The organism is Streptomyces sp. NPDC020731 (assembly GCF_044334705.1).
In the GTDB taxonomy this organism is placed as follows: Bacteria; Actinomycetota; Actinomycetes; order Streptomycetales; family Streptomycetaceae; genus Streptomyces.
This window is the reverse complement of the sequence record NZ_JBIRTN010000013.1, coordinates 177,717-203,056: the sequence shown is the minus strand read 5'-3', so window position 1 is coordinate 203,056 and position 25,340 is coordinate 177,717. Positions and strand designations below refer to the sequence as shown.

Sequence of the window (25,340 nt, the reverse complement as noted above, 5' to 3'; positions counted from 1 at the left end):
CTTCGCACAGGGGGCGTTCCACCGATCACCACGATGAACGCAGAGGTACGGACTTCATGAACGACCACATCCAGCCCGACGGCTCGGACGCGTACGAGCACGACCACGGAGCGCTGGGCGATGCCGAGTTCGCGGAGTTCATGGAGCTCGCCGCGGAGGAGGGCTTCGACGTCGAGGACGTCGAGGGTGCCATCGAGGCGGCGGGCCACGGTCCGCTGCCCGTGCTCGCCGTCGTCGGCCGCCCCAACGTCGGCAAGTCGACCCTGGTGAACCGCATCATCGGCCGCCGCGAGGCGGTCGTCGAGGACAAGCCGGGCGTCACCCGCGACCGCGTCACCTACGAGGCCGAGTGGGCGGGCCGCCGCTTCAAGGTCGTCGACACCGGCGGCTGGGAGCAGGACGTCCTCGGCATCGACGCCTCCGTGGCCGCCCAGGCCGAGTACGCCATCGAGGCCGCCGACGCGGTCGTCTTCGTCGTGGACGCCAAGGTCGGCGCGACCGACACCGACGAGGCCGTCGTCCGGCTGCTGCGCAAGGCCGGCAAGCCGGTCGTGCTGTGCGCCAACAAGGTGGACGGCCCGAGCGGCGAGGCGGACGCGTCCTACCTGTGGTCGCTGGGGCTGGGGGAGCCCTACCCGGTCTCCGCGCTGCACGGCCGCGGCACCGGCGACATGCTGGACCAGGTCCTGGAGGCCCTGCCCGAGGCTCCGGCCCAGACCTTCGGCACCGCCGTCGGCGGCCCGCGCCGCATCGCCCTGATCGGCCGGCCCAACGTCGGCAAGTCCTCGCTGCTGAACAAGGTCGCGGGCGAGGACCGGGTCGTCGTCAACGAACTCGCCGGCACCACCCGTGACCCGGTCGACGAGCTGATCGAACTGGGCGGGGTGACCTGGAAGTTCGTCGACACGGCGGGCATCCGCAAGCGCGTCCACCTCCAGCAGGGCGCCGACTACTACGCCTCGCTGCGCACCGCCGCCGCCGTCGAGAAGGCGGAGGTGGCCGTCGTCCTCATCGACGCCACCGACTCCATCTCGGTGCAGGACCAGCGGATCGTCACCATGGCCGTGGAGGCGGGCCGCGCCCTCGTCCTCGCATACAACAAGTGGGACACCCTCGACGAGGAGCGCCGCTACTACCTGGAGCGGGAGATCGAGACCGAGCTCGGCCAGGTGGCGTGGGCGCCGCGGGTGAACGTCTCGGCGCGCACCGGCCGGCACATGGAGAAGCTGGTCCCGGCCATCGAGACGGCCCTGGAGGGCTGGGAGACCCGGGTCCCGACGGGCAGGCTGAACGCCTTCCTCGGCGAGCTGGTCGCCGCCCACCCGCACCCCGTGCGGGGCGGCAAGCAGCCGCGCATCCTGTTCGGCACCCAGGCCGGCACCAAGCCGCCGCGGTTCGTGCTGTTCGCCTCGGGCTTCATCGAGGCGGGCTACCGGCGGTTCATCGAGCGCCGGCTGCGGGAGGAGTTCGGCTTCGAGGGGACGCCGATCCACATCTCCGTGCGGGTGCGGGAGAAGCGCGGCAAGAAGAAGTAGCCGACGGCGGGCACGGCGAAGGGGCGGCCCCACCGGGACCGCCCCTTCGCCGTACCCCGGGTCAGGCGCCTCTGCGCGGGGCCGGTGGCAGTCCGGCCGGCACGTGGTGCATCCCGGAGGCGGACCGGCCGACCGTGCCGACCCGCTGCCACTGCGGCCCGGCGCCCTGGCGGCCGCCGCTCGCCCCGGCGCCGTGGGCGCCGTTCATGAGGGAGGCGCCGAACGTGCTCGGGCTGTGGCCGCCGTAGGGGCCCGTACTGCGCGGGATGTTCCCGAAGGCGGTGAAGCCCAGCTCCTCCTCGCCGCTGCGGTCACCCGGCAGCGAGCGGAAGGACTTGACGTACTCGGTGTAGAGGGCGTCGTAGATCGGCGTGGCCGAGAGGCCGCTCCGGGAGCCCTGCGCCGGGCGCACGGGTGCGGGGACCGAGGTGAGGGACTGGCGGCGGGGAACGTCGTATGCGTGCACGTATGTCCAAACGACCCCATGCCGTAAGGGATGCGGCCCTTTTGCGGCTTTCGCCGGGAGCGCTCCGGCCGGGTGCCGGCGGGAGCGCTCAGAGGCCGGCGAGGGGCAGCGCCGCGGCGACGAGCTTCCCGTTCGCCGCCGCCTTGTCCAGCGCGTCGCGCAGCAGGTCCTCGCGCGGCTGGCGGCCGATCGAGCCGACCGGGGCCGCGAACATCAGCACCTGCTGGTGCTTGTTGGCGGCCGACCGCCAGCCATCGGTGACCTGGAGCGGCTGGTGCGCCTGCCACCAGGCCACCGGACGGCCACCGCCCGGGTTCGGCTGGAGCACGGCGTGCAGTTGTCCCGCGGCGAGCAGGACCGACCAGCCGTGCAGCGCCGGCGGTACGGCCGACAGCTCGGGCAGGGGCATGAAGCCCTGCTCGATGAGGAGCGGCAGGAAGTCGTCGCCGGCCCCGAGTGAACCGGGCCGCGCGACCGGCGCGGTCGGCTCCACGACCAGCGCCGGGTGCAACTCCCCGGAGAGCAGGACCAGTCCGCTGGTCACCCCGAGCACGGCCTGCTCGGGGGCGGCCTTCGCGGACGCCGGTTCCCCGGTGTCGCCGCCGATGGCCCGCACGGCTCCCCGGAGCTGTTCCTCGGTGACCTGGACGACCTGCGAGGGCAGGCAGCCGGCATGGGCGAAGGCGAGGACGGCGGTCTCGTCCCCGATGAACAGGACGGTGCTGGTGCGCTCCTGCTCCGGGTCGCCCGGGGTGCGGCAGGAGGTGCAGTCGTAACTGCCCGGGGCGGACTCTCCGGCGAGCAGGCGGGCTGCTTCTTCGTCGCCGATCTCGGCGCGTACCTCGTCGCTGAGGTCGAGCATGCGCGGCACGGGTGGCTCCCTCGGGATGCGGTGCGTGGCGAGGCCGGGTGGCTCCCGGCCCGTGGTCCGGGCGGGTCCCCGGCTCATGAAGAAGACAACGGGCGATCTGCGGCGGTAGTCACGCCCCAGGGCGAACGGAATCGAACCATCCAGCGCACACGGTCACGCTGGGCGCGGAATCGGTCATTCATCGTCAACTGCCCGTTGCCGTACTGCCGTTGCGGAGATGAGGTGGCTCACAGGATGCGCTGCCCACTGGTCGACAAATCCCGAAATCAGGGAATGAAGTGGGTGGCCGGAAATCGCCGCTACCCGAGGTAAACGGCAACTGTCCCGGCACGACGGGGTGTTGGTCGGTCCCGGTACCGGGGGCTCCCTGGATTCCTCCGCCGTGTGCAACGAGCGCCGCTCGGGTACGTCCGCCGACCGCACCGCACCACCGCACGACCCGAAGGCGGACGGGGCGAGCGCGGCCCACGCGTCCCGTGACGCGGTGGACGGTGCTCCGCCCGGAGCCCTACGGCTGCCGCGCGGAGGCGGACCGGCCGAGTTCGCCGGCCTCCCCGGCGAACACCACCGCGCCCCGGCGCAGTACGTACACGAAGGCGGGCCGGCCGTACAGGGCGGGCGGCAGCCGCTGCTCGGCGACGACCACGCACGCGTCGAGTGCGGCCAGCAGCGCGTACGTACGGGCCGCGACCGCCGGCGACATGCCCTGGGCGGGCTCGTCGACGAGCACCACGCGCGCGCGTGCCGACACCGCCCGGCACAGGGCCAGCATCCGCTGCTCACCCCCGGAGAGCGTGCCGGCCCGGCGCTCCAGCAGCGCCCGCAGCCGCGGGTAGGCGTCGAGGGCGCGAGCGGGGTCGGGGACGGTGAGGGCGAGGTTCTCCCGCACGGTGAGGGAACCGAACACCGCCCGCCGTTCCGGCACCAGGCACAACCCGCGCCGGGCCCGCTCGTACGCCGGCAGGCCGGTCACGTCCCGTCCGTCCCACACCACGGCCCCGCCGGACAGCGGCACGTCACCGGCCAGCGCCCGCAGGGCGGTCGTACGGCCGGAGCCGTTGCGGCCCAGCAGCAGGGTGAGACCGGGGCCGGGTGCGGCGAGTGTGACGCCGTGCAGGGCCTCCAGGGGGCCGTGACGCACGCGCGCGTGGCGCAGGGAGATGGTGGTCACGGGCCGGTCGCCTCCCCGAGGGCCTCCAGGACGTTCCCGGGCGGCCCGGAGGCGACGATCCGGCCCGCCGCCATCACGTGCACGACGTCGGCGAGGCCGGCGACCAGGTCGAGGTCGTGCTCCACGACCAGGAGGGCCGTGCCGTCGGCGGCCAGCGCCTTCAGGATCCGGGCCAGTGCGGTGACCTCGGCGGTGTCGAGACCGGCGGCGGGTTCGTCGAGCAGCAGCACGCGCGGGGCGGCGGCGAGGGCCCGCGCGAGTTCCACCCGGCGCAGCGTCCCGGTGGGGAGCCCGGCGGCGGGCCGTGCCCTCATCGGCCCGTCGAGCCCGAAGAGCCGCAGTGCCCGCTCCACCGCGCCGGGGTCGCGCAGTCGTCCCTGCTCGGCACCGACGCGCACGTTCTCGGCGACGGTCAGCGTCGGGAAGACCGCCAGCTGCTGGAACGTCCGCGCGACACCGAGCCGGGTGCGGGCGTGCGCGGGCAGCCGCGTGATGTCCCGCCCGCCGAGCGAAACCGACCCCCGCGCGGGGCGCGAGGTCCCCGCCAGACAGTGGAACAGCGTGCTCTTCCCGGCCCCGTTGGGTCCGACGACAGCGGTCACCCGCCCGGCCGGGACGTCCAGATCCACCCCGTCCAACGCGGTGAACCCGCCGTACCGCACACGCAGACCGCGGGCGGCGAGCACAGGAGGGCCGGGGGCCGGTGCGGAGGCCCCCGCGTGCCGACGCCCCACCGGGACCTCACCCCCGCTCGCACGCACCGGCGCGGGGGCGCCGGGCGCCGGGGGCCGGTGAGGCACGTACGGATCCGCCGAGCGCCCGGCCGGGGCGGGCGACGTCCCCCGGCCGGGCAGCTGCCGAGCCCGCTCGGTGGCCGGTGCTCCCGGCACCGCGGGGCCGGCCGCCCTGTCTCGTGCCCCACGACCGGGCGGCCCGTCGCCCGACGGTCCTTCGGCGGCAGGCCCTCCCTCGCGCGGGAGCTCGGGCGACTGCCCGGCGGAGCGTGCTTCCTCGGTGGCTTCTCGGCCCGTGTCGTCCCGCTGCCGTGCGGGGCCGGCGGCGGGCCGGCGCGACGCCGACGCCGTTCGTGGTCCGCCGACGGCCTCCGTGCCCGACCTGCCGGCTCGGGTGTCCGGGGCGGCCCGTTCCGGCAGCTCGGTGCGGGAGCCGGTGCCGTGTGCGCCCGGCCGCGGCCCGGCGCTCGTCGCCGTCGCGCCCGCCGGGACCCCGGGCGGCTTCGGTGGCGGTCCCGGAGGGCGCAGGCGGGCACGGAGGCGGGTGGCCAAGGGGGTCGGTGTCGGGCGGGGCCGGAGGCGGAGTCGGTTCGCCGTGTCGCGCAGAGCCTCGTGGGGGCCGTCCGGGAAACGGCCGGACAGGACCGCCAGGACACCGATCGCGGCCGCCGCGACGCCCCCGTGCGTGCCCGCGTCCAAGCCGACCAGGAGCGCCGCGGCGAGAAGGGCGCCCAGGGTGCTGTCGGCACCCAGGACCACCACCGCGGCGAACCACAACAGGCTCCGCACGGGGTCGTACGCGGCCGGGTCGAAGGCGCGCAGCCCCATGCCGAGCATGCCCCCGCCGAGCGCGGCCAGCGCGGCACCGGAGACGAACGCGAGGAGTTTCAGCGACGGCACGCGCACGCCCGCCGCCAGCGCCCCCGCCTCGTGGTCCCGCATCGCCGCCAGAGCACGGCCCGTGCGGCCCCGGCGCAGCACCCGGGCCGCGAGCAGCGCGCACGCCAGGAGGACCAGTTCCAGGACGTAGTACGCGCGGTCGCCGTCGAAGCCCGCCGGACGGCCCAGGGACAGCCCGGACGTGGCGTACGGCTGGTCGAAGACGAAACGGCTCACCCCGACACCCACCGCGAACGTCGCCAGTGCCAACGCCGGTCCCCGGCGGCCGATCGCCGGCCACCCCGTCAGCACGCCCAGCGGAGCGACCAGGACGACCGCCACCGCGAGCGCGGCCAGCTCCGGCAGCCGGGGCAGGCCGGGGAAGCGGCCGGCCGTCAGCAGCGCCGTGAAGAGGGCGCCCAGACCCGCGTACGCGGCCTGCCCGAGTGAGATCTGCCCGCCCCGGCCGGTGACGACCACCAGCGACAACAGCACCACCCCGAGCGCCGGCACCTGCACCGCCGTGTGCAGATCGCCCCCGGCGAAGCCCAGTGGCAGCAGGAACAGCACACCGGCCACGATCCACACGCCCGGTGGAGCCGGTACCCGCGCGGTGGCGGGGCGCGGGAGCACGTCGCGCGCGCCGACCCCGGGCAGCACCAGGGCGGCGACCAGCAGTGCCACGACGAAGAGGTTGGCGCCGACCGCCTGCAGCAACGGCTCGCCCCACCCGGACGGGTGCAGCCGCGTCAGCTGACTCTGCGCCACCCCGATGCCGAGCGCGACGACCACCGCCACCGTCGGACCGCGCATCCGCGCGGCGACCGCGACCGCCACCACCTCCATCACGAGCAGCGGCAGCCCGTACGGGTCGAGCCGCACGTACGGCGCCAGCAGCACGCCGGTCAGACCGGCCGTGAACGAGCCGAACGCCCAGCCGGCCGCCGCCACCCGGTCCGCGTCGACACCGGCGAGCACGGCCAGCCGGCGGTCGTCCACGACGGCCCGCAACTGCCGCCCGAACCGCGTCCGGCGGATCACCGCCCCGACCCCCGCGGCCAGCACCGCCACCACCGCCAGCTGCCCCCACGGCTCCACCGCCACCAGCACCGGCGCGTCGTCCCGCGCCCCCTGCCCCCACACCAGCGCCGCCCCGCCCACCAGCAGCACGAACACCCCGAGGGACGCCACCAGCGTCCGCGCCGGGTCACCGCCCCGCACGGACAACGGCCGGAACACGAACCGCTCCAGCACCACCCCGATCCCCGGCGCCACCACCAGCAGCGTCAGCGCGGCGGCCCACCACAGCGGCCAGCCCCGGTCGACCACCAGGCCGCGCAGCGCATAGGCGCACACCATCGCGATCGCGCCGTGCGCGAAGTTCAGCACCCCGGTCGCCCGGTACGTCACGATCAGACCGATCCCGGTGAGCGCCGCCGCGGCGCCCACCGACAGTCCGGCCAGCGTGAGGTCGTACGTCAGCGAGGACATCGGCGAGGCTTCAGCCGGTCCCGTCGGTGGGCTCACAGATCGGGCAGGGTCCCAGCCCACCGCCCGCGGCCGACCTCCCGTCCACCGGAACCGCCTCCGTCCTCCCCGCGACCAGCGGGCAGTCCGCGCGGTGCCACAGCGTCCCGCCCGGCACCATCAGCATCTCCCCGCTGACGGCCACCGGCCCGCCGGCCGACCGCCCCGGCTCGTCGGTGCCGGCCGGCTCGGCGGCGACCAGCAGGCCGTACAGCTCCTCCACGCGCGTGGCGGCGACCGCGCCCCGGCCGTGGGCGAGCAGCACCGCCCCGGCGACGATCAGCGCGGCTCCGGGAATGCTGCAGGACGCCAGATAGGGCAGCTGCCGTTCGGCGTAACGCTCACCCGAGACGCCGTACCAGCCGATGACACACAGCACCGCGCCGACGGCGAGCGCGGCCCAGCCCGCCCGGAGGACGGGGTGCGCGATCCGCAGTCGGACTGTCCGCATGGCTTGCACTATGCCCCCTGGAACCCGACCCTGAAAGCACCGGGCGCACACGGTCCGGACCGACACCCGATTGGTGAGCCAGATGGTTCTCGGCAGTGACATCGGGCGGGGGAACACGAGGACGGGGCGCGGCCCACGGACGGCGGGGCGGGGCACGGCGCTGGCCGCCGCCCTGTTCCTGGTCCTGGCGCCGGGCCTCGCGGCATGCGACAGCGGTGGCGGCGGCAGCGGGACTTCCACGCCGTCGGCGGACCGGACGACGAGCGCACCGGGCAGCGCGCCCGCGAACCAGGAGGCGGCCGAACAGGAGATCCGGCAGAACTGGGAGAAGTTCTTCGACCCCCGGACCCCCGTGGACGAGAAGAAGAAGCTCCTGCAGAACGGTGAGCTGCTGGGCCCGGTGCTCGAGGCGTTCAGTGGTGACAACCGCGTCGGACAGGTGAAGGCAGAGGTCACCGAGATCGCGTTCACCTCACCGACCGAGGCGGACGTGACGTTCACCCTCACCCTCAGGGGAGCCACCGCCCTCCCGGACGCCTCCGGCGTCGCCGTCGACGACGACGGCACCTGGAAGGTGTCCGTCAAGTCCCTGTGCGCGCTGGTGCGACTGAGCGGCGATGAATCACCCCCGGACATTCCGGGCTGCTGAGGCCCTGGCCGCGGCGGCGCTCCTCGCCCTGACCGCGGCCTGCGGCAGCCGGCTGCCGCAGAGCGACTTCGAGCACGACGACCGTCCGCCCGCGACCGCCCGGGGCGCCGCCGAGCCGGTCCGCGTCGGCATCGTCACCAGCGCCACCAGCCCGGTCGGCGGCAGCGCCTTCACCGGTCCGCGCGACGGCGCGAAGGCCTGGTTCGACCGGCTCAACGCGCGCGGCGGCATCGACGGCCGGCGCGTCGAGGTGCGGCTGTGCGACGACGGCGGCAGCGGCGTCGGCAACAACGAGTGCGTGCACAGGCTGATCGACGAGGAGAAGGTCGTCGCCCTGGTCGCCACCACCGCCCTGGACTACGCGGGCGCCCCCCGCGTCTCCCGCGCGGGGGTACCCGACATCGGCGGCCAGCCCATCGGCGCCGCGTACGACACCTACCCGCACCTCTACGGCGTCCACGGCAGCGAGGCGCCCAGGAACGGCACACCGGGCTGGGACGGCAAGCTGTACGGCGGCACCGAGGTGTACCGCTACTTCAAGCGCGAGCACGGCGCCCGCACGGCCGCCGTCGTCTCCTACAACCAGTCCGCGTCCGCCGCCTACGCCCGTCTCGTCGAACGCGGCCTGAAGGCCGAGGGCTACAAGGTGGTCACCGAGCAGGTCGACTTCGCGCTGCCCAACTTCCGCGCGGTGGCCGCCGACCTGAAGCAGCAGGGCGCCGACCTGGTCTTCGACGCCATCGACGGCCACGGCAACGCCCGCCTGTGCCAGGCCATGGACGACGTCGGCGCCCGGGTCACCGCCAAGGTCACCAACGTGCAGAACTGGACGTCCACCGTCGCCGAGGACCACAAGGACGCACCGCACTGCCGCAACGCCCTGTGGGTCACCGGCTCCAGCCGCAACTTCGAGGACACCGGCCATCCGGCCGTACGCGAGTTCCGGGACGCCACCGAGGGCCTGGAGACGCACTCCCAGTGGCAGCTGGAGGGGTGGGCCGCCGCCCGCTGGTTCACCGACGCGGCGAAGTCCTGCGCCCGTACGGGCATCACGCGCGCGTGCGTCGACGCCCACGTCGGGGGCGCCCGGGACTACACCGCGGGCGGACTGCTGCTCCCCGTCTCGTTCCGGTGGTCGCCCGAGCCGCCGGCCACCGGCCGGACCTGTCTGTCCGTGGCCCGCTGGCGGGACGGCGAGGGCTGGGTGTCGCAGGGCGACATGAACCGCACCTGCTTCACGGTGCCGCGACTGGCCTACGAACCCTGATCCCGCCCCCTTCAGGACAGTGGCTGTCCGCGACGGCTGGCAGACTCGCCCGCATGTTGGAGACCTCGGCACGCCTGCTGCGTCTGCTGTCCCTGCTCCAGGCCCACCGCGAGTGGTCCGGCACCGATCTCGCCGACCGGCTCGGGGTCAGTGCCCGTACCGTGCGCCGGGACGTGGACCGGTTGCGCGAGCTCGGCTACCCCGTCAACGCCAGCCCGGGCACCGGCGGCGGCTACCAGCTGGGCGCGGGCGCCGAACTGCCGCCGCTGCTGCTGGACGACGAGGAGGCGGTGGCCGTCGCCGTCGGGCTGCGCACCGCCGCCGGACAGGGTGTCGAGGGCATCGGCGAGACCTCCGTACGGGCCCTCGCCAAGCTGGAGCAGGTACTGCCGGACCGGCTGCGCCGCCGCGTGGGCGCCCTGAACGCCTTCACCGTGCCCATGCTGCGCGGTCCCCGCGCGGACGCGGTCGACCCGGCCGTGCTGACCGAACTGGCCCACCTCTGCCGGGACGCGGAGCGGCTGCGCTTCGAGTACCGGGGTCACGACGGCACGCCGAGCCGCCGCACCGTCGAGCCGCACCGCCTGGTGTGCTCCGAACGCCGCTGGTACCTGGTCGCCTGGGACCTCGACCGCGCCGACTGGCGCACCTTCCGCGCGGACCGCATCGACCCCAGACCGCCGCACGGGCCGCGCTTCGTCCCGCGTGAGCCGCCCGCCGAGGACCTCGCCGCCTATGTCTCCCGCGGCGTCTCCACGCGCGCGTACGCCTCGCACGCCGTGGTCCGGCTGCTGGTGCCCGTCGAGGAGGCCGCCGAGCGGATCTCACCCACCGCGGGAACACTGGAGGCGGAGGGGCCGGACAGCTGCCTGCTGCGGACCGGCGCCGCGAGCCTCGACGTCATGGTGATCCATGTGATGATGCTCGGCTTCGAGTTCGAGGTGCTGGAACCGGCCGGGCTGATGGACGCCGTCAGAGTGGCTCATGACCGGCTTGCTCGCTCTTTGGCTCGGGCTGGGACGTCACGGCCGCGTACTCCGGATGGTTCATGTCGAACGCCGGCGACTCCGAACGGACCCGGGGCAGCGTCGTGAAGTTGTGCCGGGGCGGCGGACACGAGGTGGCCCACTCCAGGGAGCGCCCGAAGCCCCAGGGATCGTCGACCTCGACCTTCTCACCGTACTTGGCCGTCTTCCAGACGTTGTAGAGGAACGGGAGCGTGGACATGCCGAGCAGGAAGGCGCCGATGGTGGAGACGGTGTTCAGCGCGGTGAAGCCGTCCGCCGCCAGATAGTCGGCGTAGCGGCGCGGCATGCCCTCGGCGCCCAGCCAGTGCTGCACCAGGAACGTGGCGTGGAAGCCGACGAACAGCGTCCAGAACTGGATCTTGCCGAGCCGCTCGTCGAGCATCTTCCCGGTGAACTTGGGCCACCAGAAGTAGAACCCGGCGAAGGTCGCGAAGACGACGGTGCCGAAGACCACGTAGTGGAAGTGCGCGACGACGAAGTACGAGTCCGTCACATGGAAGTCCAGCGGCGGCGACGCCAGCAGCACCCCCGTCAGCCCGCCGAACAGGAACGACACCAGGAACCCGGTCGCCCACAGCATGGGCGTCTCGAAGGACAGCGAGCCCTTGACCATGGTGCCGGTCCAGTTGAAGAACTTCACGCCGGTCGGCACCGCGATCAGGAAGCTCATGAAGGAGAAGAACGGCAGCAGCACCGCGCCGGTGGCGAACATGTGGTGCGCCCACACCACCACCGACAGGCCCGTGATGGCCATGGTGGCGCCCACCAGCGTCAGGTAGCCGAACAGCGGCTTGCGGCTGAAGACCGGGATGATCTCCGTGACGATGCCGAAGAACGGCAGCGCGATGATGTAGACCTCGGGGTGGCCGAAGAACCAGAACAGGTGCTGCCACAGGAGCGCCCCGCCGTTGGCGGCCTCGAAGACCTGCGAGCCGAACCGCCGGTCCGCCTCCAGCACCAGCAGCGCCGCCGCGAGCACCGGGAACGCCAGCAGGATCAGGATCGACGTGAACAGCGTGTTCCAGGTGAACAGCGGCATCCGGAACATCGTCATCCCGGGGGCGCGCATCCCGACGATGGTGGTGATGAAGTTGACCGCGCCGAGGATGGTGCCGAAGCCGGACAGCGCGAGGCCCATGATCCACAGGTCCGGTCCGAGGCCGGGCGAGTACCGCACGCTGTTCAGCGGCGCGTAGGCGAACCAGCCGTAGGCGGCCGGGCCCCCGGTGACCACCAGCGAACCGAGCACGATCAGCCCGCCGAAGAGGAACAGCCAGTACGAGAACATGTTCAGCCGCGGGAAGGCCACGTCGGGCGCCCCGATCTGCAGCGGCATCAGCTCGTTGGCGAACCCCGCGAAGCTGGGCGTCGCGAACAGCAGCAGCATGATCGTGCCGTGCATCGTGAACATCTGGTTGAACTGCTGGTTGTCGACGATCTGCAGTCCGGGCCGGGCCAGTTCGGCGCGCATCAGCAGCGCCATCACACCGGCGATCAGGAAGAACACGAACGACGTGATCAGGTAGAGGTGGCCGATCTTCTTGTGGTCGGTGGTGGTCAGCCAGTCGATCACCAGCTGCCCGCGTCGCTGCCGGCGCGCCGGTCGCGCCGTCGGCTGGACGGTCTGCGTCCCCATCGCTCGCCCCTTCGCTCCTCGCGCGCCGGGCCCGCCGGGAGCCCGCGCCACATGTACCCCGGGCCCACGCCATGATGCTCACCCCTGCCGGTCTCCGACAGAGGACGTGACGGATCGTGTGGCGGAAACGCGCATTTTCTGTGCGCAACGGCCTGTGTGGTCATGCGCGGCAGCAGAAAAGGAATGGAGCCCGGGAGTACTTCCCCCGGCACTTTCCGTCGGAGTTAATCGCGCCCGTGGTGTGACACGCGGGAATTACGTTCGAATGCCTGCGGAAGGCGTACCGAACCGCCCGTCCGGGTGACGGTCACCGTCACGAACGCCTGTCGTGATCCTGTGACAGAAGTGTGACCGCCGGGGGATCCGGCCCGGTGTTCCGGCTTCCGGCTTCCCCGTTCCCGGGCCAGGGCATAGCGTGGCCGCATGGCACCCATTCCGACACCCTCCGCGGAACCCCACGACAGCCCGGACGCCTACGTCGGCCTCGCGGCGGACCGGGCCGAGCACCGCGCGCGCGAGCGCGGCTGGTCGACGGTGCGGGCGCTGCCCCCAGGAGCGATCATCACCATGGAGTACCGCATGGGCCGGCTGAACTTCGAGGTGCGGGACGGGCTGGTGGCGCGCGCCTGGAAGGGCTGACACACGGCGACGGCCCCGGTTCCCTCGCCGGAACCGGGGCCGTGGCGTGCGCGGCGGACGCCGCGCCGTCCGTCAGGGACGGGTCGCCGACGTCGTACCGCGCGGGTGGCGCTCCGCCTGCGGCGGGCGGCGGCTGCCCGCCGGGGTGACCGGGGAGCGCTCCGCGCGGGTCGTGTGCGGCCCGGGCGCCAGATAGGCGGGCGACCGGGAGGCCGGGCGGCCCGCGGGAACCGGCTCGGGAGCCGTGTCCGCGCGGTCGGTGAGCGGCTTGAGCATGACGGGCTGCCCGAGCGGGCCGGCCTCCGCCGCGCCTTCCCGACGCGTCCGCCAGCGGGCGCGCAGGCCGAAGATCCGTGCCTCCGCGCGGGCGATCATCGGCTCGAACCAGGGCAGCGCCAGCAGGATCAGCAGGCCCGCGACCCAGCCCAGGACCACATCGCTCAGCCAGTGGGTCCCGATGTAGACGGTGGACAGCCCCACACCGAGCGAGGTCACGGCCGACAGCGCGGACAGCCAGCGGCGCGCTCTCGGGGTGGAGGCCAGATAGGCCAGGATTCCCCAGGTCACCACGGCGTTGGCGGTGTGGCCGCTGGGAAATATATCGCCGCCGAGCCACATCTCGTTCGAGCCGATCTCGGTCGCGTAGTGCGGTCCGAGGCGCCCCATGCCGTACTTCGCGGCACCCACGGTGACGTTGAGCAGCAGCAGGGAGACGCCGAGGGCGAGCAGCGGACGCAGGGTGTGCTGCCGCCAGGAGCGCCAGCCCAGCCAGGCCGTCACCATCACCGCCGTCGGGCCGCGCTGGCCGAGGACCACGTAATAGTCGACGAAGGCGTGGATCTCGGACCACTGCTGGTAGGGGCGGAAGAACATCACCTGCCAGTCCAGCCGGACCAGCCAGGAGGTGATCAGCACGGCCCACACGATCGCCAGATAGAAGGCCAGGGTGGAGCCGAACAGCACCACCCGGTGCCGGCTCATTCGCGGCACGCCGATGTGAGCCGGTCGTTCCGGCTCACGATCCAGCCTCGCGAACACCCGGTCCAGACGGGTGGGCTTCCGTTCGGTACGCACCCAATCGACGTTACAGCGAGTGAGTGCGGAAGCCCGTCGAATCAGCCTCTTTGTGATGACGATGTGATGTGGCATTCCTCTCAGCAGGGCCTTTATCGCCGATGAATGCGCAAACCCCGGATGCTGCGGACTTCAATTCTTCTGATCATTCCGGTGGAGGGTTTTATCGCGCTTTTGAATTCGTTCACCGGGGGCTGGTGCGGATTTTCCTCGGCGCTCATCGGCCGCTCCGGACGGTTCAGGGCGGACCGGAGCCGTTCAGCCAGAAGGCCCCGTACACCGCCGAGGCCGCCGCGACCGCCCCCACGACCAGCGCGGACCTGGGCGTACGCAGCCGGGCCAGGGCCAGGGCGAGGGGCAGCAGCAGGGGGAAGGCGGGCAGCAGCAGCCGCGGTTTCGAGCCGAAGTAGCTCGACGCGCACAGGGCGAGCGCGGTGACGACCCCGGCGTACACCAGCAGGGAGAGCGGCTGGCGCTGCCGTACGCAGACGACGTACAGCCACACCACGAGGCCGACGCCGACCACCAGTCCGAGGCCCGCCGGGACGGACGGGAACGACATGAACTTGTCGGCGACGAAGCGGGCGAAGGCGTAACCCCCGTCGAAGCCGTTCCGCCATCCGGCCTGCACGTCGAGATAGCCCAGCGGCCCGTGTCCGGTCCTGTGCCCCACCCACAGAACGTAACCGGCGACTCCGAGGGGCGCGAGGAACATGCCGAGCACCCGGCGCAGGCGCGTTCCGGAGGTGTCCGTGGCGCGCGGGGCGCCCTCCGGTGCCCGGACGCGCCGGGTGGTCGCGGGAGCGCCGGCGCGTTCCCCGGCCCGCGCGCCGCCCTCCGGCACCGCGCTGCGGTCCCACGCGAAAGAAGTGCGGTCCCGCGCGGGGGAGGAGCGGTCCCGCGCGGAGGCCTGTCCCCGCGCGAAGGCGCGTTCCTGCAGGAACGCGGCGGTGCCCGCCGCCCACACCGCCGCGACCACCGCCAGCCCCACCGGGCGGGTCAGCCCCGCCAGGCCCGCCAGGGCACCCGCCGTCACCCAGTGCCCCGTCAGCACGGCGTACAGCGACCATGCGGCGAGCGCGGTGAACAGGGACTCGCTGTACGCCATCGACTGCACGATCCCGACCGGCAGCACCGCCCACAGCAGCACCGCGCACACCCCGGCCCGGCGCCCGTACACGTGGTCGGCCACCGCGAAGACCCCCCAGGCCGCCGCGAGCGAGGCGAGCACGCTCACCACGAAGCCCCCGTCCGCGTACGACAGCGGGGACACCGTCGCCACCAGCCGCTCCAGCCACGGGAGCAACGGGAAGAACGCCAGGTCGGAATGGACGTCCCCGTTGGACAGCCGCACCTCGTGGCCGTACCCGAGCTCGGCGACCCCCGTGTACCAGAGCGCGTCCCAGCGGGCGGTCAGCAGGGTGTACGCGTCCTTGCCGCGCGCCCCGCTCCACAGGGCCAGCACGACCAGGCCCAGGGCACGCACGGCGGCGTACCCGAGGAGCGCCGGTGCGGCCCGGCGCAGTGCTCCGGGGCGGGCCGGGGCGACGCGCGCGTCGAGATCGTTCACGGGCCCGATTATCGACCCGGCGTGGAACCGGACCGCCCGGCGGGGCGTGTGACCTCGACGAGGGGAGTGGTGTACGCCACACCGGTCTGCCGGAGCAGTGAGAGGCCCGCCACTGGCCCCCGGCCCTCACTCGCGTACTCTGACGTGTCACTCGCCGATCGCTGCGCGGGCCGGAGACCACCGCTCCTCTCCGGCCGAGTCACGGGGGAGTCCCCGACCCCGTGAGCCCGCCGATCGTGAGGGAACATCTGGGAGGTACGTACATGTCCGGGACGACCACGGCCGCCGCGCTGCGCCGTCGGGCGGCCGGGGCCGGTGCCAACCGCTGGGTGGTGCTCGTCGTCCTCTGCGTCAGCCTGCTGCTGGTCGCCGTCGACGCCACCGTGCTGCACGTCGCGGTCCCCGCCGTCACCGAGGACCTGCGGCCCGGCGCGATGGAGCTGCTCTGGATCGTCGACGCCTACCCCTTGGTCTGCGCCTCGCTGCTGATCCTCTTCGGCACCCTCGGCGACCGGATCGGCCGCAGACGCGTCCTGCTGCTCGGTTACACCCTGTTCGGCGTCGCCTCCGGCATGGCGGCCCTCGCGGACAACGCCCAGCTGCTGATCGTGGCGCGGGCGCTGCTCGGTGTCGGTGGCGCGATGATCATGCCGGCGACGCTGTCGATCCTGCGTCAGGTCTTCCCGGACCGGCGCGAGCGGGCGCTCGCCATCGGTGTCTGGAGCGCGGTCGCCGCCGTGGGCGCGGCGGTCGGCCCCCTGCTCGGCGGCTTCCTGCTGGAGCACTTCTGGTGGGGTTCGGTGTTCCTGGTCAACATCCCGCTGATGCTGGTCAGCCTCCCGGTCGGGTGGATCCTGCTGCCCGAGTCGAAGGGTGAGGACGACGGCCCCTGGGACGTGGTCGGCGCGCTGATGGCCGCCGTCGGACTGTTCGCGGTGGTCCTCGGCGTGAAGCGGCTCGGCGGCGGTGCCTCCGCCGCCGGCGTGTGGACCGTGCTGCCGCTGCTCGTGGGCGCCGGACTGCTGACCGCCTTCGTGCGCCGGCAGCGGCGCCGCACGCATCCGCTGGTCGACCTGCGGATGTTCGCCCGGCCGGCGTTCAGTACGGCGGTGGGCTGCATCGTGCTGGCGATGCTCGCCCTGGTGGGCCTGGAACTGATCGCGGCCCAGTACCTCCAGCTCGTGCTCGGGCTCTCCCCGCTGGAGACCGGGCTGCGCCTGCTGCCGCTGACGATCGCGGCGATGGCGGCGGGCCTGGCGGGCGCGCGGATGCTGCGCCGGTTCGGCCCGCGCCGTACGGTCTGCTCCGGCTTCTGTCTGACGGCCGCCGCGGTGGTGGTCCTGACCGCGATGGGTGGTCAGGACGACTGGCCGCTGCTGCTGACCGGTTTCGTCCTGCTCGGCTTCGGCCTGGAGACCACGCTGTTCGGGGCGTACGAGTCGATGCTCAGCGAGGCGCCGCCGGACCGGGCCGGCGGGGCGGCCGCGATCGGCGAGACCTCCTACCAGCTGGGCGCCGGCATGGGGATCGCACTCCTCGGCAGTGTGATGAACGGGGCCTACGCACCCGGTCTCACCGGCATACCCGGGGTGTCCTCGGCGGCGTCCTCGGCGGCCTCGCACTCGCTGGGGGAGGCCTACGAGGTGGCCGACCGGCTCGGCGGACCCGCGGGGACCGCCCTGCGCGATGCGGCGCGCCACTCCTTCGTGCACGGACTGCACGTGACCCTGCTGGTGAGCGCGGGTCTGCTGCTGCTCGGGGCGGTGATGGCGCTCAGGCTGCCCCGGGTGATGCAGTGCGAGCCGCCGGCCGTGCAGGTGCCCGCGCCGCGGGAGGCCGCGGAGCGCCGGGTCTCCGAGCTGAAGGTGTGAGCCGTCTCCCGCACCAGCCGGGTGGACGTGCGGAGGACCGCGTCGTAACGTCGCCCCGAGCCGTGACTAGCAGCGCTAGTTAATGTCCCGGACCAGCCCCGGAGGGTGCCCCATGTCCGCGTCCGCGAAGTTGCCCCCCTTCGACCCCGCCGACCCCCTCGGCCTCGACGACCTGCTGGAGCCGGAGGACCTGGCCGTCCGGGACACCGTGCGCACCTGGGCCGCCGACCGGGTGCTCCCGTACGTGGCCGACTGGTACGAGAAGGGCGAGCTGCCCGGCATCCGGGAGCTGGCCCGGGAACTCGGCGGGATCGGCGCGCTCGGCATGTCCCTCGACGGCTACGGCTGCGCGGGCGCCAGCGCCGTCCAGTACGGACTGGCCTGCCTGGAGCTGGAGGCGGCCGACTCCGGGATCCGCTCCCTGGTCTCCGTGCAGGGCTCGCTCGCCATGTACGCCGTCCACCGCTTCGGCAGTGAGGAGCAGAAGCGGCAATGGCTGCCCCGGATGGCCTCCGGCGAGGTCATCGGCTGCTTCGGGCTCACCGAACCCGACCACGGCTCCGACCCGGCCTCGATGCGCACGTACGCCAGGCGCGACGGAGGGGACTGGGTGCTCAACGGGCGCAAGATGTGGATCACCAACGGGTCCGTGGCCGGTGTCGCCGTGGTGTGGGCGCGGACCGACGAGGGGATCCGCGGCTTCGTGGTGCCCACCGACAGCGCCGGGTTCTCGGCGCCCGAGATCAAGCACAAGTGGTCGCTGCGCGCCTCCGTCACCAGCGAGCTGGTCCTCGACGACGTACGGCTGCCCGCCGACGCCGTCCTGCCCGGGGCGACCGGACTCAAGGGCCCGCTCGGCTGCCTCTCGCACGCCCGGTACGGGATCGTCTGGGGCGCGATGGGCGCCGCGCGGAGCTGCTTCGGGGCGGCGGTCGACTACGCGAAGTCGCGGGAGCAGTTCGGGCGGCCCATCGGCGGGTTCCAGCTGACCCAGGCCAAGCTCGCCGACATGGCGGTCGAACTGCACAAGGGGATTCTGCTCGCCCACCATCTGGGGCGGCGCATGGACGCCGGCCGCCTGCGTCCCGAGCAGGTCAGCTTCGGCAAGCTCAACAACGTCCGCGAGGCCATCGACATCTGCCGTACGGCGCGGACGATCCTCGGTGCCAACGGGATCTCGCTCGAGTACCCGGTGATGCGGCACGCGACCAACCTGGAATCGGTGCTCACCTACGAGGGCACCGTCGAAATGCACCAGCTCGTGCTGGGCAAGGCGCTCACCGGGCTCGACGCCTTCCGGTGAGCCTCCGGCAGGGGCGGGACCGGTACGCGGTCCCGCCTCAGCTCTGGTTGAAGAAGCCGTCCGACCGGTGCGCGGCCGGCTCACCGCTGACGACCTCGGTGTCGGCCGGGCTGAGCAGGAACACCCGGTTCGACACCCGCTCGATGGAACCGCGCAGGCCGAAGATCAGGCCCGCGGCGAAGTCGACGACGCGCTTGGCGTCACCGGCGTCCATGGCCGTGAGGTTCATGATGACGGGAACGCCCTCGCGGAACAGTTCGCCGATGGCGCGGGCGTCCCGGAAGCTGTCCGGGGTGACCGTGCCGATCCGGCGGCCCCTCTCCTCGGCGACGTCCGTGGCCACCTTGACCCGCGGATCGGTGACCCAGGCCTCGCCGGACTCGCTCCCGTCGGAGTAGTCGTCGTCGTAGTAACGCTCGTCTTCGTTGTCGTCGACGAGGCCAAGCCAGGCACTCGCCTTGCGTACCGATCCCATGGACGCCTCCTCTCACAGCGGTCTTTCTTGTCTTTCCGCATCCCTATGGTCGTCCATGATGCGGACGTCGCGCCAAGCGGATAGACGTCGCGCGGGGGGTTTGTGACGGTACTGGTGCACAGCTGATCCGTCGAGAGTCCGGGTTTCCCAAGGGTCCTGGTGTAAACGGCTGCTGACTGTGAGTGAAATATGATTCTTCCCGGCGTACGGGTGAGGAAGGGTGCGTACGGGTGAACGCCGGGGCCGGTACGATGCCGCCGCTCGACGTCGTACAACTGCACGGGGGGACATCGTGTTCGGAATGGTCAGGCCGTGTCGGCACCGGCTCGGGGAGAAGCTCACCGCACAGTGGGTGGCCCATTTGTGCGGGTTGTGCCTCGCGTTGCGCGGGGACCACGGGCAGCTCGCGAGGATCGTCACCAACTACGACGGGCTCCTCATATCCGTCCTGACGGAAGCTCAGGCGGCCCGCCCGGACACGGGACGGCGCACCGCGGGGCCGTGCCCGCTGCGCGGTATGCGCACCGCGTCCGTCGCGCACGGTGAGGGCGCGCGGCTCGCGGCGGCCGTCTCCCTCGTCCTCGCCTCCGCCAAGGTGCGCGACCACGTCGCCGACGGCGACGGGATGCTGGCGCGAGGGCCGGTCGCGCTCGCCGCGCGCCGGGTCGCGGCGAGCTGGGACCGGGCGGGAGCGCGGACCGGTTCGGACGTCGGGTTCGACACCGCCGTCCTCGTCGACGCCGTGGACCGGCAGACCGGCATCGAGACCCTCGCCGGGCCCGGTACCCCGGTCCTCACCGTCACCGAGCCGACCGAGACCGCGACGGCCGCGGCCTTCGCGCACACCGCGGTGCTGGCCGGCCGGCCGCACAACGCCGTACCGCTCGCGGAGGCCGGCCGCCTCTTCGGGCGCCTCGCGCACCTCCTGGACGCCGTGGAGGACCGGGAGGCCGACGCGGCCTCGGGCGCCTGGAACCCGCTCGCCGCCACCGGAACCCCGCTGGAGGAGGCCCGCCGGCTCGCCGACGACGCGGTGCACGGCATCCGGCTCGCCCTGAAGGAAGTGGAGTTCACCGACGGCGGTCTCGCGCACCGGCTGCTCGTCCATGAATTGCCCAACTCCGTCCATCGCGCCTTCGGTACGGTCTCCTGTGCCCACGGAACCGGCCCTTACGCGCCTCCCGGCACCCCCGGTGGCCCGCCGCCCCCCGAGCCGCCGCGCCGCGACCGGCGCGGACTGCTGGCCGGCTGCGCCGTGTGGCTGGGGCTCGCCTGCACCTGCCAACTGTGCTGCGGCACCTACGACGACCCCTGGAGCCGGGAGCAGAAGCAGGGGCCCTGTACCAACTGCGACTGCAGCGGGTGCGGCGACTGCTGCAACTGCTGTGAGTGCTGCAACTGCTGTGGTGAGGACGGTTGCTGCAGCGGCTGCGACTGCGGCTGCGACTGCTGACGGACCGGCTATCCGGAGGAGCGACTTCCGGACAGCGTGCGGCTGTTCGACCGGTCGTGATGTGTGTGCGATGTGGGTGTGACCACGGGTAACGCGATCCCGCGCACGGACCAAATCTCATAGAAGGTTCAAAGGTTGACGGCCAAAAGGCACCCTTGCGCCGAACGGTCGGTCGGCCGAATACTCGCCCACAGCGCTTGTCAGGAGCACGGCGTGTTCGGAATCCGGGCACCCGGCACCCTGGCTGCGCCTCACCGGGCCCACAACCCCACGAGGGCCCCCTACTTCCTTTGTGGAGGAACGAGAAGTGAGGATCAAGCGCACCACCCCCCGTAGCGGCATCTCGAGACGGACTCGGCTGATCGCCGTAGCAACCGGCTTCGTGGCCGCTGCCGCGATCGTGGTCCCCAGCGCGAACGCGGCCGAGACCCCCACCACCTTCAGCTCCGCCGAACTCAAGAGCGTGAGCGGCTCGGTGCTGGAGGCCGACGTCCCGGGCACCGCCTGGGCCGTCGACAGCAAGACCAACCGGGTGCTGCTCACCGTCGACAGCACCGTCTCCCAGGCCGAGATCAACAAGATCAAGCGGCAGGCCGGGGGCGACGCCGCCGCGATCACCGTCAAGCGCACCCCGGGCAAGATCAGCAAGCTCATCCAGGGCGGCGACGCCATCTACGCGAGCAGCTGGCGCTGCTCCCTCGGCTTCAACGTCCGCAGCAGCAGCGGTGCCGAGTACTTCCTGACCGCCGGTCACTGCACCGACGGCGCGGGTACCTGGTACTCCAACTCCGGGCGCACCTCGGCCATCGGCTCGACGGCCGGATCCAGCTTCCCGGGCAACGACTACGGCATCGTCCGGTACACCGGCTCCGTCAGCCGGCCCGGCACCGCGAACGGCGTGGACATCACCCGCGCGGCCACCCCGAGCGTGGGCACCACCGTCATCCGTGACGGCTCCACCACCGGCACCCACAGCGGCCGGGTCACCGCCCTGAACGCCACCGTCAACTACGGCGGCGGCGACGTCGTCTCCGGTCTCATCCAGACCACGGTCTGTGCCGAGCCCGGCGACTCCGGTGGCGCGCTCTACGGCAGCAACGGCACCGCGTACGGTCTGACCTCCGGTGGCAGCGGCAACTGCTCCTCCGGCGGTACGACCTTCTTCCAGCCGGTGACGGAGGCCCTGAGCGCCTACGGCGTCAGCGTCTACTAGGACCGGCCCCCGGGACCGGCCCGCACCACCGGTCCCACGGGTCCCACCTTGCAGCCGGCAGTACGACGAGCCCCCGCACGCGATCGCCGTGCGGGGGCTCGCCCTTGTCAGGGGTGCGGGGCTACCGTCGAGGGACACACCAGGACGCGCCGGGCGGCACCGGACGCGTGATCACCTGATGCGCCACTTCGGACCCCGGGGGCCGTGATGGTCGAGGAACTGGTGACGGCGGGAGCGGCGGCGGCGTCCGCCGGAGTGCTCTACGTGATGGCGGCGGCGCGGGTCGTCAAGCAGTACGAGCGGGGCGTGGTGTTCCGGCTCGGCCGGCTCCGCCCGCAGGTGCGCGAGCCCGGGTTCACCATGGTCGTTCCGTTCGTGGACCGCCTCCACAAGGTCAACCTCCAGATCGTCACGATGCCGGTCCCCGCCCAGGAGGGCATCACCCGGGACAACGTCACCGTCCGGGTCGACGCGGTCGTCTACTTCAAGGTCGCCGACGCGGCCGACGCCCTGGTGCAGGTGGAGGACTACCGGTTCGCGGTCTCCCAGATGGCCCAGACCTCGCTGCGGTCGATCATCGGCAAGAGCGACCTCGACGACCTGCTGTCCAACCGGGAGAAGCTGAACCAGGGCCTGGAGCTGATGATCGACAGCCCCGCCGTCGGCTGGGGCGTGCAGATCGACCGCGTCGAGATCAAGGACGTCTCCCTGCCCGACACCATGAAGCGGTCCATGGCCCGCCAGGCCGAGGCCGACCGCGAACGCCGGGCCCGCGTCATCAACGCCGACGCCGAACTCCAGGCGTCCAGGAAACTCGCCGAGGCGGCCCAGCAGATGGAGGAGACCCCCTCCGCCCTCCAGCTCCGCCTGCTGCAGACCATCGTCGCCGTCGCCGCCGAGAAGAACTCCACCCTCGTCCTGCCCTTCCCCGTCGAACTCCTCCGCTTCCTGGAACGGGCCCAGCAGCCCGCACCGCCGGCCCCGGAACCGGTGCGGAAGCAACGTCCGCCCGCCGCGCCGCTCGTGGATCCGGACCACGAAGGGTCGAATTCAAGCCAGGACCCGACCCCGCGTACCGTACCGCCGGTTACTCCCTCGTAGCGTTTGCAGTGTGAACCGCCCTGCGTGTCCATGACCTGTCAGGACATAGGGGGCGCGCGGCCGTTGTCGTACGCGCGTCCTGAAGTCGACCTTGTGTGCTCCCCGTGGGGTTCGGAAGAGTGGGCGCCGTTCGACGGCACGGGCGTGGCTTCTTTTGTTCTCTGCCCCCGTGGCCGTATGCCTTCCGGTCCGGTGAGGTCCCCACAACCTCCCGGACCGTCCCCCCACAGGAGGACGTGAGTTGAAGCACCGACGCATATCCCGGCGACGTGCGGTCATGGCGGGTGCGGGCATCGCCGCACTGGCCGCCGGCGCGGTCACCTTCCAGACTGCGAACGCCAGCGAGATCCCGGCGGACTCCGCGCCCCGGACCCTCTCGATCGGAGCGGCCGGAAAGCTCGCCTCGACGCTCGCCCAGGACCTGGGCGCCGACGCGGCGGGAACGTACTACGACGCGAAGAGCAAGGCCCTCGTGGTGAACGTGCTCGACGAGACCGCCGCCGACACCGTCGAGTCGGCCGGCGCCAAGGCGAGAGTCGTGGCGAACTCCCTCACCGAGCTGAAGAGCGCGCGCACCACCCTCAAGCAGGACGCCACCATCCCGGGCACCGCCTGGGTGACCGACCCGACCACCAACAAGGTCGTCGTCACCGCGGACCGTACGGTCTCCGAGGCCGAGTGGGCCAAGCTGACCGAGGTCGTCGACGGGCTCGGCGCCACCGCCGAACTCCGGCGCACCAAGGGCGAGTACAAGCCCTTCGTCGCCGGCGGCGACGCCATCACCGGCAACGGCGGGCGCTGCTCGCTCGGCTTCAACGTGACCAAGGGCGGCGAGCCGCACTTCCTCACCGCCGGGCACTGCACCGAGGGGATCTCCACCTGGTCGGACTCCTCGGGCAACGTGATCGGCGAGAACGCGGACTCCAGCTTCCCGGGCGACGACTACGGCCTGGTCAAGTACACCACCGACGTGGCCCACCCGAGCGAGGTGAACCTCTATGACGGCTCCGCGCAGGCGATCTCCGGTGCCGCCGAGGCCACCGTCGGCATGCAGGTCACCCGCAGCGGCTCCACGACCCAGGTGCACTCCGGCACGGTCACCGGTCTGGACGCCACCGTGAACTACGGCAACGGCGACATCGTCAACGGCCTGATCCAGACCGACGTGTGCGCCGAGCCCGGCGACAGCGGCGGCTCGCTCTTCTCGGGCGGCAGCGCGGTCGGCCTCACCTCCGGTGGCAGCGGCGACTGCACGTCGGGCGGCGAGACCTTCTTCCAGCCGGTGACGGAGGCCCTCTCGGCGACCGGCACCCAGATCGGCTGAGCCCTCCCTCGTACGACGGCCCGCCCCTCCACGCGGAGGGGCGGGCCGGTCTCAGTTGGCCCACGGCGGCACGACGCGCGTGCCGTCGGCCAGGGTCGCCTCCAGGCCGCGGGACGTGGTGACCCAGGAGACGGCGGCCTCGGCGGCCGGGTTCTCGACGGCGAGGGTCGCGCCGGAGTTGATGATCACCGTGTCGCCGGCGGTGACGCGGTGGGCGGTGCCGTCGAGGGTGATCAGCAACTCGCCGGCGAGCAGATGGAAGATCTCCTCCCGGTTGACGGTGTGCGCGGGCGCCTTCGTGCCGGCGGGAATCTCGCCCCGCCAGGCGCACAGCTCCTCGCTGCCGGTCGAGGGGGTGGCGTACGAGACGAAACGGGCGCCGTGCATCTCGTGGACGACGGCGTCGGACGGGCGGACGACGGGCATGACGGCCTCCATGTATGGTCAAGGTGCTTGTCTATATGGTCAAGCTGCTTGACCATTTCGTCAAGGTGCTTGAATTTCCTCGTGCAGAACTCCGAGGCCATGGCCCTGTCCGCCGCCCTGCTCGCCGTCGCCGGCGGGCTCGTCCAGCGCGTCCATGACGGGGTGGTCGCCCGAGGTTTCGAGGGGGTGCGGCCCATGCACGGTTTCGCCTTCACCCGGCTCGCCCCGGACGGTGCGACGGTCACCGATCTCGCCGTCCATCTCGGGGTGACCAAGCAGGCCGCGAGTCAGCTCGTCGACGATCTGGTGCGCAAGGGGTACGCCGAACGGCACCCGCATCCCGAGGACGCGCGGGCCCGGCTGGTGGTGATGACCGAGCGGGGCTGGGCCTGCACCCGGGCGGCCGAGGAGGCGGCGGCGGAGGTCGTGCGGGCCTGGAGTGGAGTGCTGGGGGAGGCGGATCTGCGCGCGCTGGCGGAGAAGTTGCTGCGCATCGCACCCGGCGGGCCGATTCGTCCCGCTTGGTGACGCCCCATCAGGGGCGGGCGCGCGACCGCCGGTCGGCGCCGGAAGTTTTTACCGACGCGTAACTTCCCACTTTTGCTACTCGCCCGTAACTTGACGAGTGAACAGCATCCTCGTGATCCGGATCACAGGGCGTAGGACCCCACCCTTCC

At 72.5% G+C, this 25,340-nt stretch carries 21 protein-coding genes and 1 pseudogene; 12 read left to right on the top strand and 10 right to left on the bottom strand.

Translation table 11 applies throughout. The features are described from left to right. The first annotated feature begins 56 nt into the window (after positions 1 to 56). A complete protein-coding gene (der, locus tag ACH4VX_RS21625) occupies positions 57 to 1,535 on the top strand; it encodes a ribosome biogenesis GTPase Der (RefSeq protein WP_398369200.1) in 1,479 nt (492 codons plus the stop codon). 61 nt (positions 1,536 to 1,596) lie between these two features. Here the strand turns inward: der and ACH4VX_RS21620 are convergent, their stop codons facing one another. The 5 genes from ACH4VX_RS21620 to ACH4VX_RS21600 all read right to left on the bottom strand — a co-directional run bounded on the left by ACH4VX_RS21620 (position 1,597) and on the right by ACH4VX_RS21600 (position 7,634). Continuing rightward, a complete protein-coding gene (locus ACH4VX_RS21620; protein WP_398369199.1) occupies positions 1,597 to 2,001 on the bottom strand; it encodes a hypothetical protein in 405 nt (134 codons plus the stop codon). An 88-nt stretch (positions 2,002 to 2,089) separates the two neighbouring features. Beyond that, positions 2,090 to 2,872 carry a hypothetical protein gene (locus ACH4VX_RS21615; RefSeq protein WP_398369197.1) on the bottom strand — a complete coding sequence of 261 codons (783 nt, stop codon included), beginning with the start codon at positions 2,870 to 2,872 and terminating at the stop codon, positions 2,090 to 2,092. Between the two features lie 508 nt (positions 2,873 to 3,380). Further along, positions 3,381 to 4,043: an ABC transporter ATP-binding protein gene (locus ACH4VX_RS21610; RefSeq protein WP_398369195.1), complete on the bottom strand. Its 663-nt coding sequence runs from the start codon at positions 4,041 to 4,043 to the stop codon at positions 3,381 to 3,383. Beyond that, a complete protein-coding gene (locus tag ACH4VX_RS21605; RefSeq protein ID WP_398369193.1) occupies positions 4,040 to 7,147 on the bottom strand; it encodes an ATP-binding cassette domain-containing protein in 3,108 nt (1,035 codons plus the stop codon). Before ACH4VX_RS21605 ends, ACH4VX_RS21610 begins: the two co-directional genes overlap by 4 nt. 10 nt (positions 7,148 to 7,157) lie before the next feature. Continuing rightward, a complete protein-coding gene (locus tag ACH4VX_RS21600; protein ID WP_398369192.1) occupies positions 7,158 to 7,634 on the bottom strand; it encodes a hypothetical protein in 477 nt (158 codons plus the stop codon). Positions 7,635 to 7,716: 82 nt separating this feature from the next. Here ACH4VX_RS21600 and ACH4VX_RS21595 point away from each other — a divergent pair, with 82 nt between their 5' ends. From ACH4VX_RS21595 to ACH4VX_RS21585, 3 genes are read left to right on the top strand one after another with little or no spacing between them, the layout of a single operon-like run. Next, entirely contained in the window at positions 7,717 to 8,283 is a 567-nt protein-coding gene (locus tag ACH4VX_RS21595; protein WP_398369263.1) for a hypothetical protein, read from the top strand. After that, positions 8,252 to 9,550, top strand: a complete 1,299-nt coding sequence (locus ACH4VX_RS21590; RefSeq protein WP_398369190.1) for an ABC transporter substrate-binding protein — start codon at positions 8,252 to 8,254, stop codon at positions 9,548 to 9,550. Before ACH4VX_RS21595 ends, ACH4VX_RS21590 begins: the two co-directional genes overlap by 32 nt. A gap of 53 nt (positions 9,551 to 9,603) precedes the next feature. Continuing rightward, positions 9,604 to 10,644 (top strand): helix-turn-helix transcriptional regulator, encoded by a 1,041-nt coding sequence (locus ACH4VX_RS21585; RefSeq protein WP_398369188.1) that lies wholly within the window; start codon positions 9,604 to 9,606, stop codon positions 10,642 to 10,644. On the opposite strand, the pseudogene ctaD reads toward ACH4VX_RS21585, so the two are convergent. Then, positions 10,529 to 12,214 (bottom strand): annotated as a pseudogene (ctaD, locus tag ACH4VX_RS21580) (cytochrome c oxidase subunit I); the annotation flags it as partial. The gene ACH4VX_RS21585 and the pseudogene ctaD overlap by 116 nt on opposite strands. Positions 12,215 to 12,637: 423 nt before the next feature. On the opposite strand from ctaD, the gene ACH4VX_RS21575 reads away from it, so the two are divergent. Next, a complete protein-coding gene (locus ACH4VX_RS21575; RefSeq protein ID WP_398369186.1) occupies positions 12,638 to 12,853 on the top strand; it encodes an I78 family peptidase inhibitor in 216 nt (71 codons plus the stop codon). 72 nt (positions 12,854 to 12,925) lie between these two features. On the opposite strand, the gene ACH4VX_RS21570 is transcribed toward ACH4VX_RS21575, so the two are convergent. Both ACH4VX_RS21570 and ACH4VX_RS21565 read right to left on the bottom strand, forming a co-directional pair. Then, complete coding sequence (locus ACH4VX_RS21570) at positions 12,926 to 13,927, bottom strand: phosphatase PAP2 family protein (RefSeq protein WP_398369184.1); 1,002 nt, start codon at positions 13,925 to 13,927, stop codon at positions 12,926 to 12,928. Positions 13,928 to 14,165: 238 nt separating this feature from the next. Further along, positions 14,166 to 15,497 carry a glycosyltransferase family 39 protein gene (locus ACH4VX_RS21565; protein ID WP_398369183.1) on the bottom strand — a complete coding sequence of 444 codons (1,332 nt, stop codon included), beginning with the start codon at positions 15,495 to 15,497 and terminating at the stop codon, positions 14,166 to 14,168. A gap of 263 nt (positions 15,498 to 15,760) precedes the next feature. Here ACH4VX_RS21565 and ACH4VX_RS21560 point away from each other — a divergent pair, with 263 nt between their 5' ends. Both ACH4VX_RS21560 and ACH4VX_RS21555 read left to right on the top strand, forming a co-directional pair. Further along, on the top strand, positions 15,761 to 17,368 hold the full coding sequence (locus ACH4VX_RS21560; RefSeq protein WP_398369182.1) for an MFS transporter: 1,608 nt from the start codon (positions 15,761 to 15,763) through the stop codon (positions 17,366 to 17,368). A gap of 112 nt (positions 17,369 to 17,480) precedes the next feature. Beyond that, positions 17,481 to 18,671, top strand: a complete 1,191-nt coding sequence (locus ACH4VX_RS21555; RefSeq protein WP_398369180.1) for an acyl-CoA dehydrogenase family protein — start codon at positions 17,481 to 17,483, stop codon at positions 18,669 to 18,671. Between the two features lie 37 nt (positions 18,672 to 18,708). Here the strand turns inward: ACH4VX_RS21555 and ACH4VX_RS21550 are convergent, their stop codons facing one another. Beyond that, positions 18,709 to 19,146: a cell division protein SepF gene (locus ACH4VX_RS21550; RefSeq protein ID WP_398369179.1), complete on the bottom strand. Its 438-nt coding sequence runs from the start codon at positions 19,144 to 19,146 to the stop codon at positions 18,709 to 18,711. A 301-nt stretch (positions 19,147 to 19,447) separates the two neighbouring features. On the opposite strand from ACH4VX_RS21550, the gene ACH4VX_RS21545 reads away from it, so the two are divergent. From ACH4VX_RS21545 to ACH4VX_RS21530, 4 genes are all read left to right on the top strand, one after another. Then, entirely contained in the window at positions 19,448 to 20,599 is a 1,152-nt protein-coding gene (locus ACH4VX_RS21545) for a DUF5685 family protein (protein ID WP_398369177.1), read from the top strand. Positions 20,600 to 20,906: 307 nt separating this feature from the next. Next, positions 20,907 to 21,812, top strand: coding sequence for a S1 family peptidase (locus tag ACH4VX_RS21540; RefSeq protein ID WP_398369175.1), 906 nt, complete (start codon positions 20,907 to 20,909; stop codon positions 21,810 to 21,812). A 207-nt stretch (positions 21,813 to 22,019) separates the two neighbouring features. Beyond that, on the top strand, positions 22,020 to 22,913 hold the full coding sequence (locus ACH4VX_RS21535) for a slipin family protein (RefSeq protein ID WP_398369173.1): 894 nt from the start codon (positions 22,020 to 22,022) through the stop codon (positions 22,911 to 22,913). A 277-nt stretch (positions 22,914 to 23,190) separates the two neighbouring features. Continuing rightward, entirely contained in the window at positions 23,191 to 24,237 is a 1,047-nt protein-coding gene (locus ACH4VX_RS21530; protein WP_398369261.1) for a S1 family peptidase, read from the top strand. Between the two features lie 51 nt (positions 24,238 to 24,288). Here the strand turns inward: ACH4VX_RS21530 and ACH4VX_RS21525 are convergent, their stop codons facing one another. After that, entirely contained in the window at positions 24,289 to 24,663 is a 375-nt protein-coding gene (locus tag ACH4VX_RS21525) for a cupin domain-containing protein (protein WP_398369172.1), read from the bottom strand. Between the two features lie 81 nt (positions 24,664 to 24,744). Here ACH4VX_RS21525 and ACH4VX_RS21520 point away from each other — a divergent pair, with 81 nt between their 5' ends. After that, a complete protein-coding gene (locus ACH4VX_RS21520; protein ID WP_398369170.1) occupies positions 24,745 to 25,191 on the top strand; it encodes a MarR family winged helix-turn-helix transcriptional regulator in 447 nt (148 codons plus the stop codon). The last annotated feature ends 149 nt before the right edge of the window (positions 25,192 to 25,340 follow it).